Raw genomic sequence first — 14,569 nt, 5'->3', positions numbered from 1 at the left:
CGCTAAGACTAACGTCGGGCCGCATTCGGCGAAAGGACACCCAGCGGTGACACCCGAGGAGTACCTGAAGGCTCAGGACGAGCGCTACGACCCCGAACACCGGCTGCCGTGGCAGCTGTCACGCAGCAACGGATACCACACGACGATCCCGGCCGGCACCCGCGTGCACGACATCCGCGCCTCCACCGACTACGCGATCGCGTTGTTGCAGGCAGGCCGCCTCGACCGGGCCAAGGACGTGCTCGGCGCGATCGCCGACCTGCAGGAGCGCGACCCGCTCGACGACCACTACGGCATCTGGGGCTACTTCATGGAGGAGCCGCCCCAGGCCATGGCGCCCGCCGACTGGAACTGGGCCGACTTCATCGGCGTACGGCTGGCCCAGGTGCTGGCCGCGCACGGGGACGTCCTCGACGGCCGGATCGCCGAGGCGCTGCGCCACGCGGCCCTGTCCATCTTCCGGCGCAATGTCGGCCCGCGCTACACCAACATCGCCCTGCTCGGCTCCGTCACCTGCGCGAGCGCCGGCGAGCTGCTCGGCACGCCCGAGTTCCTCGCCTACGGCAGGCGCAAGCTCACCGCGATGCTGGAACGCGACGCCTTCGCCGAGTACAACTCGCCCGCCTACAGCCCGTTCCTGCTGGAGATCTGCGAACGCGCCCACGTGGTGGTCCGAGACCAGGGGTTCCTGGAGCAGATCGAGGTCATGCGCGAACGCGTCTGGGCGGCGCTGGCCGAGCGCTTCCATCCGGGCACCGGGCAGCTCGCCGGGCCGCACGCCCGCGCGTACACCGACTGGCTCAGCGAGGAGTTGACGTGTTATCTCGCCGCCCAGACGGGAGCGCCGATCGAGCCGCGCCCCGGCGTCGGGATCCGTGACGACACCCCGCGCCTGGTGCCCACGCTGCCCTGCCCGCCGCGCCTGGCCGGGCGCTTCGCCCGGCTGCCCGAGCCCGAGGTGCAGGTCAGGACCGTCTTCGACGGCCGGACCACCGGCACCACCTGGCTCAGCGAGGACGCCACGCTGGGCACGGTCAACGAGGAGTTCGCCTGGGTGCAGCGCAGGCCGCTGCTCGGCTACTGGCGCACGCCCGAGGACCCGGCCGTGGTGCTGCGCGCCCGGATCATGCACAACGGCCACGACCTGACCGCCGCGTGGTGCCGTCAGGCGCAGGACGGGCCCAGGGCGCTGGCCGGATGGTGGCTCACCTACGACTCCGGCGACTTCCACCCGAACCTGGACAAGCCAGAAGGCAGCGTCTTCGACATGGGCGACCTGCGGCTGCGCGTCACGCTGCGCGGCCGGGGCGTGCGGGGCCGCGAGCTGGGCGACGGCGTCTTCGAGCTCGCCGCCGGAACGCGCCGGGCGGTCGTGCACACGGGCGCGGCCGCCTTCCTCGGCGAGCCCGCCACCTGGGCCCTGACGACCGGCGAGCACGAGGTCGCCGTCGAGGCGGTGCTCTACAGCGGGCCGCGCCGGCCGGTCGACTTCCACCACGCGGTGCTGCGCGCCGGGTTCGCCCTGGAACTGCTCGCGGACGGCGCGGAACCCACCGCGCAGGCGCTGATCGGCGCCGTGGGGGAGGAGGAGGTCCGCTGGTCGTGGGGCGGCCTGGAGGTCGCCGTGCCCGCCCGTCCCACCCGCTTCTGAAAGGCGCGTCCCCGCATGCAGGAAACTCAGGCCCCCTGGCCGTCCAGGGACGGGCTGACGATCACGCGGGTGCGTGCCGTCGTCACGGCGCCCGAAGGCGTCCCGCTGGTCGTGGTGCGGATCGACACCTCCGACGACGGCCTGCACGGCCTCGGCTGCGCCACCTTCACCCAGCGCTTCCACGCCGTCGCCGCGACCGTGGACGAGCACGTGGGCCCGATGCTGATCGGCCGCCACCCGGCCGACATCGAGGACATCACCCGCATGATCCACCTGTCGTCCTACTGGCGCGGCGGGCCGGTGCTGAACAACGCGCTGTCCGGCGTCGACATGGCGCTGTGGGACATCGCGGGCAAACGCGCCGGCATGCCCGTGTACGAGCTGCTCGGCGGCCGGGTGCGCGCGGCGGCGCCCGTCTACCTGCACGCCGAGGGCGCCACCGTCGAGGGCACGCTGGAGCACGCCCAGCGGCTCATGGCCGCCGGCTATCGCCACGTCCGGCTGCAGACCGGGCAGCCGGGGCTGGGCGGCTACGGCGCGCCCGGCAGGGCGAACGCCTACCCGGACGCGCCGCATCCCGACGGCTGGGACGTCAGGCACTACCTGCGCACCACCCCCGCCCTGTTCGACCGGGCCCGCGAGGTCCTGGGCGAGGACGTCGAGCTGCTGCACGACGTGCACAGCCGGCTCGCGCCGAAGGAGGCGGTCGTGCTGGCCAGGTCGCTGGAGCCGTACCGGCTGTTCTTCCTGGAGGACGTGGTCGCGCCCGAGCACTACGACCGGCTGCCCGAGGTGCGGGCGGCCTCGCCCGTGCCGATCGCGGTCGGCGAGCTGCTCGTCTCAGTGCCCGACGCGGCCAGGCTGGTCCTGGGCGGCGGCGTGGACCTGCTGCGCTGCCACGTCTCGGCCGTCGGCGGGCTGACCCCGGCGCGCAAGCTTGCCGCGCTCTGCGAGCTGACCGGGGTGCGCACGGCCTGGCACGCCCCGGGCGACGTCTCGCCCGTCGGCGTGGCGGCGAACCTGGCGCTGGACGTCACCACGCCCGCGTTCGGCATCCAGGAGGGCCACGTCTACCCCGACAGCGTGTGCGAGGTGTTCCCCGGCACGCTCAATCCCGTCCGCGGCCACCTGCGTCCCGCCGACCTGCCCGGGTGGGGGATCGAGCTGGACGAGAAGCTGGCCGCCGCGTACCCGCCGGTCACGCACCTGCACGAGCGGTGGGCCGCGCGGGTCCGCCGCCCCGACGGCGGCATTGAGCCACCCTAGTTGACGCGTTAACCCGTTGCATTTCGTGCGCGTTACCATCCCGTGCTTTACACGTTAACGCGTCATATATAGCGTTCGACTCGACTCGCCCCCCGGCATGAACTTGGAGTCCCGATGAACACGTACATGGCTAGAGGAGCCGCGGGTCTGCTGCTCCTGGCCGCGGTCGCGGCGTGCGGCGGCGGGCAGGACGGCACGTCCGGCGGCAAGATCGAGATCACCGTCTCCGGCATGCCGCCCAGCACCCAGCCGGAGAGCCAGAAGAACTTCCTGGCCCAGGTCGCCGAGTTCGAGAAGGCCAACCCGACCATCAAGGTCAAGCCGACCGAGACGCAGTACGACGTCAAGACGTTCGCCGCGCGCCTGGCCGCGGGCCGGCTGGAGACGGTCTTCCGCGTCCCGCTGACCGACCCGCAGGCCATGATCAGGCGCGGCCAGGTCGCCGACCTCACCGCGGACCTGAAGCTGCTCGCCAAGTCCGACTTCGACAAGCGCATCCTGGCCCCGAGCAGCACCCCGGACGGCAAGATCTACGGCCTGCCCACCGAGGCGTACGCCGCCGGCCTCGTCTACAACCGTGAGCTGTTCACCAAGGCCGGGCTCGATCCCGACAAGCCCCCCGCCACCTGGGACGAGGTGCGGGCCGCCGCCAAGACGATCAGTGATGAGACCGGGGTGCCCGGCTTCGGCATGCACGCCACCGCCAACACCGGCGGCTGGATGCTCACGACCATGACCTACTCCTACGGCGGCCGGATGGAGAAGGAGGAGGGCGGCAAGGTCGTCCCCGCCTTCGACGACGCCCCCACCAAGCAGGCTCTCGCGCTGCTCAAGGCGATGCGCTGGGACGACCGCTCGATGGGCACCCAGCACCTGCGCAACCAGGACGACCTGCTGCGCGACTTCGCCGCCGGCAAGGTCGCGATGATGATGGGCGCGCCCAACCTCTACGGCAGTTACGTCGCCAAGTTCAACGGCAAGCCCGAGGTGTACGGCCAGACCACGCTGCCGTCCGGGTCGGGCAAGGGCACGCTGCTGGGCGGCACGGTCGCCGTCGTCAGCCCGAAGGCCACGCCCGAGCAGCGCCGGGCGGCGGTCAAGTGGATCGACGCCGTCTACCTGCGGCCCAAGTACGACCCGGCCCTGGCCACCGAGCGGGCCGAGAAGAAGAAGGCCGACGGTCTTGTGGCCGCCGTGCCGCAGCTGCCGTTCTTCGCCCCCGCGGTCTCCGACCCGGTGATGGCCGCGGAGAAGGCCGTCTCCAACGTCGACTGGGAGCACTTCGCCACCTACAACGAGGGCGTGAAGGCGCAGGAGTTCATCTCCGAGCCGCCCGTCGCCGGCCAGGAGCTCTACGCCGCGCTCGACACGGTCGTCCAGGCGGTGCTGACCCGCCAGGACGCCGACCCGGCGGCCGAGATCACCAAGGCCGTCGAGAAGGTGAAGCCGATCCTGGACAGGTCGCAGCAGTGACGGCGCTGGCCGAGCAGGCGGACGCGGCGGTCACCACGCCGCGCCCGCCCAGGCGGCGCCGGGCCCGGCACCCCTACGCGGTGGCCTCGGTGTTGTTCCTCGCGCCGCTGGTGCTCGTGTTCGCCGTGTTCTCCTGGTGGCCGATCCTGCAGAGCGCCATGCTCGCCTTCCAGCGCACCAACCTGGTCGAGGCGGCGAGCTGGGTCGGCTGGCAGAACTTCGCCAACCTGTTCGCCGATCCGCTGCTCGGCAAGGCCGCGCTGAACACGCTCTGGTTCACCGTCCTCGCCCTGGTCCTCGGCTTCCCGGTGCCGGTCTTCCTCGCGGTGGTCATGTCGGAGCTGCGCAAGGGCGGCGGCCTGTTCCGCGTGCTGGTCTACCTGCCGGTGGCGGTGCCCCCGGTGGTGGCGATCATGATGTGGAAGTTCTTCTACAACAGCGACTACGGCCTGGTCAACGGCCTGCTCGGGCTCGTCGGCCTGGGCCCGTTCCCGTGGCTGCAGGACACGCGGTGGGCGATGCCGTCGCTGGTGCTGGAGGCGACCTGGGCGGGCGCGGGCGGCACCGTGCTGATCTACATCGCGGCGCTGACCAGCGTCCCCAGGGAGCTGTACGAGGCGGCCGAGAGCGACGGCGCGTCGATCCGGCGGCGCGTGTGGCACATCACGCTGCCCCAGCTGCGCGGCGTGCTGCTGCTCATGCTGCTGCTGCAGGTCATCGGCACCTTCCAGGTCTTCACCGAGCCGTTCGTCATGACCGACGGCGGCCCCGAGGACGCGACGGTGACCGTCCTGCTGCTCATCTACCGGTACGCCTTCGTCTACGGCGACTACGGCATGGCCGGCGCGCTGTCGGTGCTGCTGGCGGTCGTGCTCGGCCTGCTGTCGGCGGTGTACCTGCGCATGACGAAGGCTTGGAGCACGACATGAGCGGACTGATCTCCGATTCCGACCGCAAGAAGCGCGGCGTACGGGCGGTGCTCGGCTCGACCCAGTTCGCCGTCTTCCTCGGCGTGCTCGTCGCCGGGCTCGGCCCGATCCTGTGGACGGTGAAGGGGGCGATCTCCCCGACGCGGGAACTGCTCACCGACCCGCTGCGCCTCTACCCGGCCGCCCCCGACTGGTCGCTGCTCGCCGAGGCCTGGAGCAGGCTGCGCATCGGCCACTTCATGCTCAACACGGTCGTCCTGGCCGGCGGGTCGTGGCTGGCGCAGATCGTCGTGTCGGTCATGGGCGCGTACGCGCTGTCGGTGCTCCGGCCGCGCTACGGCAAATACGTCTACGGCGCGATCCTGGCGACGCTGTTCCTGCCGGGCAGCGTGTCGCTCGTCGCGCTCTACCTGACGGTGCTCGACGTGGGCATCGCCGACACCATGTGGGCGGTGTGGCTGCCGCACGCCGCGCACGCCTTCACCGTCCTGCTGATGAAACGGTTCTTCGACGGGATCCCGCGCGAGCTGTTCGGCGCGGCCCAGGTCGACGGCGCCGGGCCGTGGCGGATGTTCTGGTACATCGTGCTGCCCATGTCGAAGCCCGTCCTGGCCGTGACGTCGCTGCTGACGATCATGGGCGCCTGGAAGGACTTCCTGTGGCCCATGGTGGCCATCTCCGACGGAGAGCTGCACCCGATCTCGGTGGCGCTGCCCAGGCTGGCGGAGTTCGCCGAGGAGAACATGGTCATCGCCGGCATGTTCATGGCGTTGATGCCGCCCGTGCTCGTCTTCATCGTCTTCCAGAAGTACATCGTGCGCGGCGTGGGGTTCACGGGGGTCAAGGGTTGATGCTCAGCAGAGTGCTCGTCACCGGCGCCGCCGGGCTGATCGGCCGGGCCGTCCTCGCGCGCTGCGCGGCCGAGGGCGTGCCGGTGACCGCACTGGTCCTGGAGGATCCGGGCGACCTCAAGGCCGACCGCGTCGTCGTGGGCGACGCGGGCGACCCCGAGGTCGTACGGCGGGCGCTGGACGGCGTCGACGCCGTGATCCACCTGGCGGCCATCCCCAGCCCCAACGACCACCCCCCGCAGGAGGTCTACCTCAACAACACCGGCGCCACGTTCGCGGTGCTCGACGAGGCGGGCCGGGCCGGGGTGCGCCGGGCGGTCATCGCCAGCAGCCTCAGCGTGCTCGGCATGCCGTTCTCCCCGCACCGCCTGGAACCGGCCTACCTGCCCGTCGACGAGGCGCACCCGCTGCTGGCCGCCGACCCGTACGCGCTGTCGAAGGAGGCCGACGAGTCCACCGCGCGCATGATCCACCGGCTGCACGGCATGACGGTGGTGGCGCTGCGCTTCCCGTTCGTCGGCGGCCCCGAGGACCGGCTGCCCGAGCGGGCCGCCGAGTTCGCCGCCGAGCCGGTCAGGGGAGTCGCCGACCTGTGGGCCTACCTGGACTCCCGGGACGCCGCCACCGCCTGCTGGCTCGGCGTCACCCGGCCGATCGACGGCTCCCACGTGCTGTTCGTGGCCGCCCCCGACACCATCGTCCCGCTGCCCACCGAGGAACTCGTCCACCACTTCCTGCCCCGTTCCCCGCTGCGCGCGGCCCTGCCCGGCCGGGCCGTGCCGATCGACGTGACCAAGGCCCGCCGAGTCCTCGGCTTCGAGGCGGAGCACCTGTACCGGCTCTGACGAACGGAGAGGATCCACCCCCCATGAGATCCCGCATCCATCTCTGGTTACGAACCGTCATCACCTCCCTACTGATCGTCCCGTTCCTGGCCGTGCCGTCCCACGCGGCCACCGACGTCGACCAGGTCGTCGGCGACTTCGAGTACGGCACCCAGGGCTGGGCCCTGGGGCTCGGCCCGGAGTTCCCCGGCGCCAAGGGCGCCCTCACCAGCGACGCGGCCGACGCGAGGACCGGAGCGCGCTCGGCCCTGCTGACCGCCGACCTCACCGCCGGCGGCAAGTACGTCGAGGCCGGGTACGCCACGACCGCCGACCTGACGGCGCTGTCGCTCTGGGCACGCTCGCCCGCGCTGCCCACGGTGACGCTCCGGCTGGTGGACAGCACCGGACAGACCCACCAGCAGCGGCTGCCGCTGGCCGCGGGCGGCGGCTGGCAGCGGCTCACCGTCACCTCCTTCACCGCCGGGCAGTCCTACCAGCACTTCGGCGGGGCCGGCGACGGCGTCTGGCACGGGCCGGCCAAACGGGTGGCGTTCCTCGTCGAGCGCACCGGGCAGCTCAGGCTCGACGGGGTCACGATCACCGCCCCCGCCCCCGACCTCGCCCTGGGGCAGCGGGCCGTGGGCAACGTGTTCGTGCAGCCCGCCCAGCCCTCGTTCGACGTGACGAGCCGGGGCGACGCGCTGACCTGGACCGTACGCGACCTGTCCGGCGTGCAGGTGGCCGCGGGCGGTGGAACTCCCGGGACGCTGGCCGTACCGGTCACCAGGCCGGGGCACTACCGGCTCAGCGTGACCGCGACCGCGGCCGGGACGGCGATCGCCACCAAGGAGACCGCGTTCGCCGTGCTCACGCCCTTCACCGCGACGGGCGACTCCCCGTTCGGCGTGGCCGGGCACTTCACCCGGGCCGACTGGGGCGCCCCCGGCGGCGACCTGCTGGAACTGGCCGCCGAGGCCGGGGTGCGCACTGTGCGCGACGACGCGTTCTGGGAGTCGATCGAGCAGACCGAGGGCGTCTACGAGTACGGCCGCTACGACCCGCTGCACGCCACGCTCGGCGCCAAGGACATGCGCTGGCTGGCGATCGCCGCGTACACCAACCCCCACCACGACGGGAACGCCACGCCGTACACCGACGCCGGCCGCGCCGCGTACGCCGCCTACGCCTCGGCGCTGATCGACAGGTACGACCTGCCGTGGATCGAGGTCTACAACGAGTTCAACATCGGCTTCGGCGACCGCGGCAACGGCCCGGCCGACTCGCGCGCCGACTACTACTTCCCGCTGCTGAAGGCCACCTACGAGCAGGTCAAGGCCGACCACCCGCAGGTCACGGTCGTCGGCCCGGCCTCCGCCGGGGTGCCGCTCGCCTGGCTGGAGGAGCTGTTCAAGCTCGGCGCCCTGAACTACCTCGACGCCGTCTCCATCCACCCCTACGTCTACCCGGGCACCCCCGAGTCGGCCGCCAAGAGCATCGACGACCTCGACGCGCTGGTCAGGAAGTACAACAACGGCCGGTCCAAGCCCATCTGGATCACCGAGCAGGGCTGGCCCACCCACACCGACGCGCGCGGCGTCAGCGAGGCCGCCCAGGCCGCCTACGTGGTCCGCACCCACGTGACGGCGCTGGCCAAGGGCGTGCAGCGGTTCTTCTGGTACGACTTCATGAACGACGGCACCGACCCGGCGCTCAACGAGGACAACTTCGGCCTGGTGCGCAACACCGCCGACGCCTCCGGCCGGTGGACGCCCAAACCCGGCTACGTCGCCTACGCCGCCATGACCAGGCAGCTCACCGGGGCCACCCATGTCAGGCAGGAGGCCGAGGGCCGTCACCTCTTCCGCAAGGACGGCCACGACCTGCGCGTCCTGTGGTCGGCCCGGCCCGCGACCGTCTCGCTGCGCACCGACGCCCCGCTCACCGTCACCGACCTGACCGGCGCGAGCGAGGTGCTGCGCCCGCTCGGCGGCCGGGTCACGCTCTCGCTGTCCGGCGACCCGATCTACGTGCGCGGCGACGCCGTGCTGGAGGACGCCGCCCGCTACACGATCACCGGCGGCGGCGCCGTGGCCGGCGAGGGGATCGAGCTGAAGCTGACCGTGGACGCCACGCACGGCCCCGCCGTACGCGGCAGCTTCGCCGTCGGCGACGTCGAGGTGCCGGTGTCGGTGCGCGGCGGGCGCAGTGCCGAGATCCCGGTGTCGCTGCCCGCCGTGACCCGCACCGGGCCGCTCGACCTGGTCGGCCGCCTGAAGGTGCACGGGAGGCCGGTCGCCAGGCTCGGCTCGCGGGTCGAGGTGACGCAGCCGTTCGCGGTCACCGCCAGGCACGTGCTGCCGGACGACCTGGCGATCACCGTGCGCAACCTGTCGGCCAGGGAACTCGCCCCCGGCGACCTCGGGTGGACCTTCGGCGCTCGCACCGGCACGCTGCCGATCGCCGGGACCGTGCCCGCGGGCGGCTCGCGCACCGAGCGTCTTCCGCTGGCCGACCTGCCCGCCGGGCCGTACGAGCTGCGGCTGGACGCCGTCGCGGGCGTCGGCTTCACCGGCCGGGTGGCCCGCGTCGCCGACGGCGCGCTCGCGCGGGCCGGCCGCGCCACGATCACCGTCGACGGCGTGCCCGACGACCTGGCCGGCCGCCCGGCCGTCGACCTCGCCGACGGCACCGTCAAGATCCCCTCGTACGGCGGGCCGGACGACCTCAGCGGCACCCTCCACGTCACCTGGGACGCCGACCGCTTCTACCTCAGCGCCAGGATCCACGACGACGTCCACACCCAGACCAGCACCGGAGCCGACATCTGGCAGGGCGACTCCCTGCAGTTCGCCGTCGCCGCTGGACTGCCCGGCGAGACGCGCACCTGGTCAGAACTGGGTCTCGCGCTGACCGCCCAGGGCCCGCAGTTCCACCGCTGGCTCGGCGACGGACCGGAACCCGACGCCGAGGTCGCCGTCACCCGGGACGAGACCGCCGGGGAGACCGTCTACGAGCTGTCGCTGCCCTGGGCGGCGCTCGCCCCGCTCACCCCGCAGGACGGCCTGTTCAGCCTGTCCGTCGTCGCCAACGACAACGACGGGACCGGCCGCGAGGGCTGGATCGAATGGGGTTCCGGCATCGCCGGGACCAAGAACCCCGCCCTCTTCCGCCCCGCCCGCTTCATCGGGCAGTAGCCGAAACCCCCTCGCCCCGCACCTCACCCTGCCCGCCGGGACCCGCACCGACCTTCGCGCGGGCCCGACCACGAGCGTCACCTAGGAGTGGCATGCATCGGCTGAACCGCTGGAACACCCCTGCCGTCCACAACGGCTGGGAACAGACCACCCAGCGCGACATCGCCTTCCACCAGGAGGAATCGCGCGACCACCGGCGCTACGTGGCCTCGGTCGACGGGCCGAAGATCGTCGTCGTGCAGGACCTCGACAAGCCCAGGACCGTCGGCTCGTTCTGGGGCGAGGTCAACAGCGGCGCGCACCGCGCGCTGGGCTGCGTCGGCACCATCACCGACGGCGCGATCCGCGACCTGGACGAGATGACCGGCGCGGCCGCAGAGCACTACGGACGGCAAGGAGAATCCCGCTGATGAAGATCACCTTACGGACGGTGGCCGCCGCCTGCGCGGCCACCCTGACGGCCGCCCTGCTGACGGCCGTGCCCGCGCAGAGCGCGAGCGCCGCCGCGGCGGCCACGGCCGTGCTCGGCGCCGACCCCGTCTACACCGGCGTCGTCAAGGCGTGGCCGGGCGACGGGGACAAGGACCCGGCCCACGCCGTCGGCGAGCGCGGCGGCGAGTCGTGCTGGCAGATGTCCGGCACGCCGTACAACCGCTACGTCTACGTGGACGTGGCCGACGCCGCGATCCCGGCGGGGGCGACCCGCGCCTGGGTCGTGGTCCGCTACTTCGACGCCGGACCGGTCGGCCTCGACGTGCACTACGACGGCAAGGCGGGCGCCTTCACCGGCACCGCCAACGTGGCGCTGACCGGCACCGGCACGTGGAAGAGCTCGGTCATCGGGCTCAGCGACATCAACTTCAGGAACCGGGCCAACGGCGCCGACCTCCGGCTCAACGTCAAGGCCGACGCCGCCTCGATGCCCGCCGTCTGCTTCAGCAGGGTCGAGGTGCACTTCACCGACCCGTCGCAGCTCACGATCACCAACCCGTCGCTGGTCTTCACCCAGGGGACGAACACGATCGACGTCGCCGCGGCGGCCGACCAGGTCGAGTGGACGATCGGCGACCCGAACGGGGTCCCGCTGCGGTCGGGCACGCGGGCGGTGACCGGGGGCACCACGAAGATCGACATTTCCGATCTCGGCCCGGGTTACTACCGGCTGACCGTCTCGACCGGGGTCACCACCCGTTCCACCTCGTTCGGGGTCGTCACCCCGTTCGCCACGAAGGATCCGTACTTCGCCGCCGCCATCCACTACGGCTGGCAGCCGGGCATCGAGGAGCAGCTGCTCAGGACGGCCGCGCAGATCGGGTGGACCGAGGTGCGCTCCGACGCCAACTGGTCGGGCATCGAGAAGCAGGCGGGCGTCTACGACTTCACCGGCGCCCTCGACGCCGGCCTGCGCAAGGCGCATGAGAACGGCATCACCACGATGCCCATCCTCGGCTACCGCAACCCGCTGTACGACGGCGGCAAGACGCCCAGCACCCCCGCCGGACTGGCCGCGTTCGGCCGCTTCGGCGCGGCCGTGGCGGCCAACTACGCCTCCTTCACCAAGGACGTCTCGGTCTACAACGAGTACAACTCCACCGGTTTCAACGACGGCGCCTGCGGCATCACCCCGCAGTGCTACCTCGACGTCGTCAAGGCCCTCTACCCGGCCATCCACCAAGCCGTGCCCACGGCCAACGTGGTCGGACCGACCTCGGCCGGCACCCAGCTCGCCTGGCACGACCAGTTCCTCGCCCTCGGCGGCCTGGACTACCTCGACACGCTGAGCGTCAACTTCTACGGCTACGCCGACGCCGGGGCCGGCACGCCGCCCGAGCGGACCGTGCTGACGACCGAGTTCCCGCAGCTCGTGGCGAAGGTCAAGGCCAGGAAGAACATGCCGATCTGGATCAGCGAGAACGGCTGGCCCACCCACACCGCCGGCTCCACCGAAGCCCAGCAGGCCGACTACCTGATCAGGGCGCAGACGCTGGCCAGGAGCGCGGGCGCGGACAAGTACTTCTGGTACGACCTCATCGACGACGGCGACAACGCCGGCGAGCGCGAGCACCGCTTCGGCCTGTTCCGCCGCCCGGCCCCCGGCGTCGCCGCCCCCTCGCCCAAGCCGGCCGCGATCTCCCAGGCCGTGCTGATCCGCAAGCTCGCCGGCCGCACGCTCGGCGCCCGCCAGGACACCGGCGACGCCGACGTCCACTCCTACCCGATCAGCGGCGGCACCCGGCTGCTGTGGGCGGTCCAGCCCCGCTCGGTCACGCTCACCGCGCTCGGCGACGTCACGCTGACCGACCAGTTCGGCGCGGTCAGCACGCTCCGGCCGCAGGCCGGCAAGGTGCGGCTCGACCTGGACGGCAGCCCCGTCTTCGTCTCCGGCCCCGTCTCCTCGGTCAAGGCCGGCGCCTCGCCGCTGTCGGTCAGCGCCCCCGGGCAGTCGGTCACCGGCGAGAAGCTGGCCGTGACCGTCACCGCCGACCGCACCGGCGGCGCGAAGCTGCCGGGCAGGCTGGCCGTGGCCGCCGGCGGCGTCCAGGCCGACCTGGTCACCCGCAAGGGCAGGAAGACGTCGGTCACGCTGGAGCTGCCCGCCACTCCGGCGACAGGCCGCAGGCCGGTCACCGCGACGGCCGCCGACGACCGCGGCCCCATCGCCCGGCTGCGCTCGGGAACCCAGGTGGTCAGGCCGTACACGGTCAACGGGCGGCCGGTCGTCGACGGGAGGAAGCTCCGGCTCACCGTGACCAACAACAGCCCGTCCACGCCGGTCAGGCTGAGCTCCGTCGGCTGGCAGGTGGGCTCGTGGCGCGGGGTGGTCGCCGATCCGGCCGAGGTGCCCGCGCTGGGCTCGGCCTCGATGGAGGTGCCGGTGCCGGACGCCCTGCCGTACGTGAACTACAGCTACGCGGTCACGGCCGGGAACGCGAGCGACACCGGGTCGCTCAGCTTCAGCCCGATCGAGAAGGCCGGGGCGACCACCCTGGACCCGATCGACCTGAACGGCCTGGGCCGCTGGGTGGGCCTGCGCGGCGGCACCCGGACCGGCCCCGACGACCTGTCCGGGACCATCCGGTTCACGCACAGCCCGGACGCGCTGATCCTGGACGCGGTCATCAAGGACGACGTGCACAACGCCGCCCGCACCGACCCGTCGCTGACCTGGCAGGTCGACTCCGTGCAGTTCAGCCTCTACTCGGCCTTCCCCGGCGAGCTCACCGGCGACCGCGTCGAGATCGGCGCGGCCCTGCTGCCGTCGGGGCCCGCCGCCTACACCTGGACCGGCCCGGCCGGGCCGACCCCGGGCGCCGACGTCGCCATCACCAGGGACGAGACGGCCAGGACCACCACGTACCGGCTGGCCGTGCCGTGGGCGTCGCTCGGCTACGACCAGCCGCCGACCGGCGTGATCGGGATCTCGTTCCTCGTCAACGACGCCGACGGCGGAACGGGCGGCGACGCCCGCGACGGCTACCTCGAATGGGGGAGCGGCGTCGGCAGCGCGCCCAAGAACCCGGCGCTGTTCCGCTCCGCCCAGCTCGTCTGAGCGGGCCGGTCCAGGTCGTCGAAGCCCAGGACGTCGAGTCCCAGCTCGGCGGCCTGGGCCAGCACCGTCTCCAGCCGCGCCGGTGACACGTGGTTGCACTCGTGCGAGTCGGCGACCGCGTGCGCGTAGAACGTCACCGCCTCCCGCCGCCCGGCCGCGCGCACCAGGGCCGAACGCACCGAGGCGTCGTCGACCCCGGCGGGCTCGAACAGCTTGCCCGTGTCGATCCCGGCCCCGATCAGCACGCGGCGCCCGGCGAGCTCGGCGACCGGGGTGAAGATCTCCTCCACGGTGTCCAGGCCGCCCTCTGCCGGGTGGCGGGCGCCGCCGCGCAACCGGGGGAACACCCCGCCCAGCACCGCGTCCGACCGGTCGTCGCGGCGGCTCACCGGATAGGCGAAGCAGGCGGCCTCGAACCCGTGCGCGCGCAGCGCCGCCAGGCACGGGGTGACGTCCTCGGCCAGGTAGCCGTCGCCGCCGAGGGCCGCGATCCGGTCGGGCGCCCACAGGTGCCGGTAGCCGTGCGCCCCCACGGTGTGCCCGTCGTCGGCCAGCTCGCGCAGCCGTTTCCAGCCGTCGTCGTCGATCCTGTACGGCTCGCTGACGAAGAACGTCACCCGCGCGCCGTACTCCCTGAACAGGCCGCGCATCGCGCTCCACTCGGAGACGAAGAAGTCGTCGAAGGTCATCAGCAGGACGCCGCTCATGGCGGTGATCGTAACGTGTTAACGCGTCAACCTGAAGGCGTACGGGCCGCTCGTACGCGTCCGTTGACGGGAGGTGGTCCGGATCTCTAGTCTCCACTTAATCCGGGGGATGGATTTAGTC

General features: G+C 72.4%; 10 protein-coding genes. 9 read left to right on the top strand and 1 reads right to left on the bottom strand.

Translation table 11 applies throughout. The features are described 5' to 3' along the window. Nucleotides 1–46 precede the first annotated feature (46 nt). The 9 genes from ABT158_RS19560 to ABT158_RS19520 all read left to right on the top strand — a co-directional run bounded on the left by ABT158_RS19560 (nucleotide 47) and on the right by ABT158_RS19520 (nucleotide 13,741). Nucleotides 47–1,651, top strand: coding sequence for a DUF8769 domain-containing protein (locus ABT158_RS19560; RefSeq protein ID WP_352355145.1), 1,605 nt, complete (start codon nucleotides 47–49; stop codon nucleotides 1,649–1,651). Nucleotides 1,652–1,666: 15 nt separating this feature from the next. After that, nucleotides 1,667–2,917 (top strand): enolase C-terminal domain-like protein, encoded by a 1,251-nt coding sequence (locus tag ABT158_RS19555; RefSeq protein WP_352355143.1) that lies wholly within the window; start codon nucleotides 1,667–1,669, stop codon nucleotides 2,915–2,917. A gap of 126 nt (nucleotides 2,918–3,043) precedes the next feature. Further along, nucleotides 3,044–4,390, top strand: a complete 1,347-nt coding sequence (locus tag ABT158_RS19550; RefSeq protein WP_352355141.1) for an extracellular solute-binding protein — start codon at nucleotides 3,044–3,046, stop codon at nucleotides 4,388–4,390. Then, nucleotides 4,387–5,319, top strand: a complete 933-nt coding sequence (locus ABT158_RS19545; protein WP_352355139.1) for a carbohydrate ABC transporter permease — start codon at nucleotides 4,387–4,389, stop codon at nucleotides 5,317–5,319. Before ABT158_RS19550 ends, ABT158_RS19545 begins: the two co-directional genes overlap by 4 nt. Then, nucleotides 5,316–6,170: a carbohydrate ABC transporter permease gene (locus ABT158_RS19540; RefSeq protein WP_352355137.1), complete on the top strand. Its 855-nt coding sequence runs from the start codon at nucleotides 5,316–5,318 to the stop codon at nucleotides 6,168–6,170. Before ABT158_RS19545 ends, ABT158_RS19540 begins: the two co-directional genes overlap by 4 nt. Further along, complete coding sequence (locus tag ABT158_RS19535) at nucleotides 6,170–7,015, top strand: NAD-dependent epimerase/dehydratase family protein (RefSeq protein WP_352355135.1); 846 nt, start codon at nucleotides 6,170–6,172, stop codon at nucleotides 7,013–7,015. The genes ABT158_RS19540 and ABT158_RS19535 overlap by 1 nt, the downstream gene beginning before the upstream one ends. Before the next feature lie 23 nt (nucleotides 7,016–7,038). Beyond that, complete coding sequence (locus tag ABT158_RS19530) at nucleotides 7,039–10,191, top strand: sugar-binding protein (RefSeq protein ID WP_352355133.1); 3,153 nt, start codon at nucleotides 7,039–7,041, stop codon at nucleotides 10,189–10,191. 92 nt (nucleotides 10,192–10,283) lie between these two features. Continuing rightward, nucleotides 10,284–10,601 (top strand): RraA family protein, encoded by a 318-nt coding sequence (locus tag ABT158_RS19525; protein ID WP_352355131.1) that lies wholly within the window; start codon nucleotides 10,284–10,286, stop codon nucleotides 10,599–10,601. After that, nucleotides 10,601–13,741, top strand: a complete 3,141-nt coding sequence (locus ABT158_RS19520) for a hypothetical protein (protein ID WP_352355129.1) — start codon at nucleotides 10,601–10,603, stop codon at nucleotides 13,739–13,741. Before ABT158_RS19525 ends, ABT158_RS19520 begins: the two co-directional genes overlap by 1 nt. Here ABT158_RS19520 and ABT158_RS19515 read toward each other — a convergent pair. Next, nucleotides 13,666–14,448, bottom strand: a complete 783-nt coding sequence (locus ABT158_RS19515) for a polysaccharide deacetylase family protein (protein ID WP_352355127.1) — start codon at nucleotides 14,446–14,448, stop codon at nucleotides 13,666–13,668. The two genes, ABT158_RS19520 and ABT158_RS19515, sit on opposite strands and share 76 nt — an antisense overlap. Between the last annotated feature and the right edge of the window lie 121 nt (nucleotides 14,449–14,569).

The sequence above is a fragment of the Nonomuraea sp. NPDC001636 genome (assembly GCF_040298265.1).
Classification (GTDB): domain Bacteria; phylum Actinomycetota; class Actinomycetes; order Streptosporangiales; family Streptosporangiaceae; genus Nonomuraea.
The sequence above is the reverse complement of the archived record's forward strand: the minus strand, read 5'-3'. Positions and strand labels throughout refer to the sequence as shown.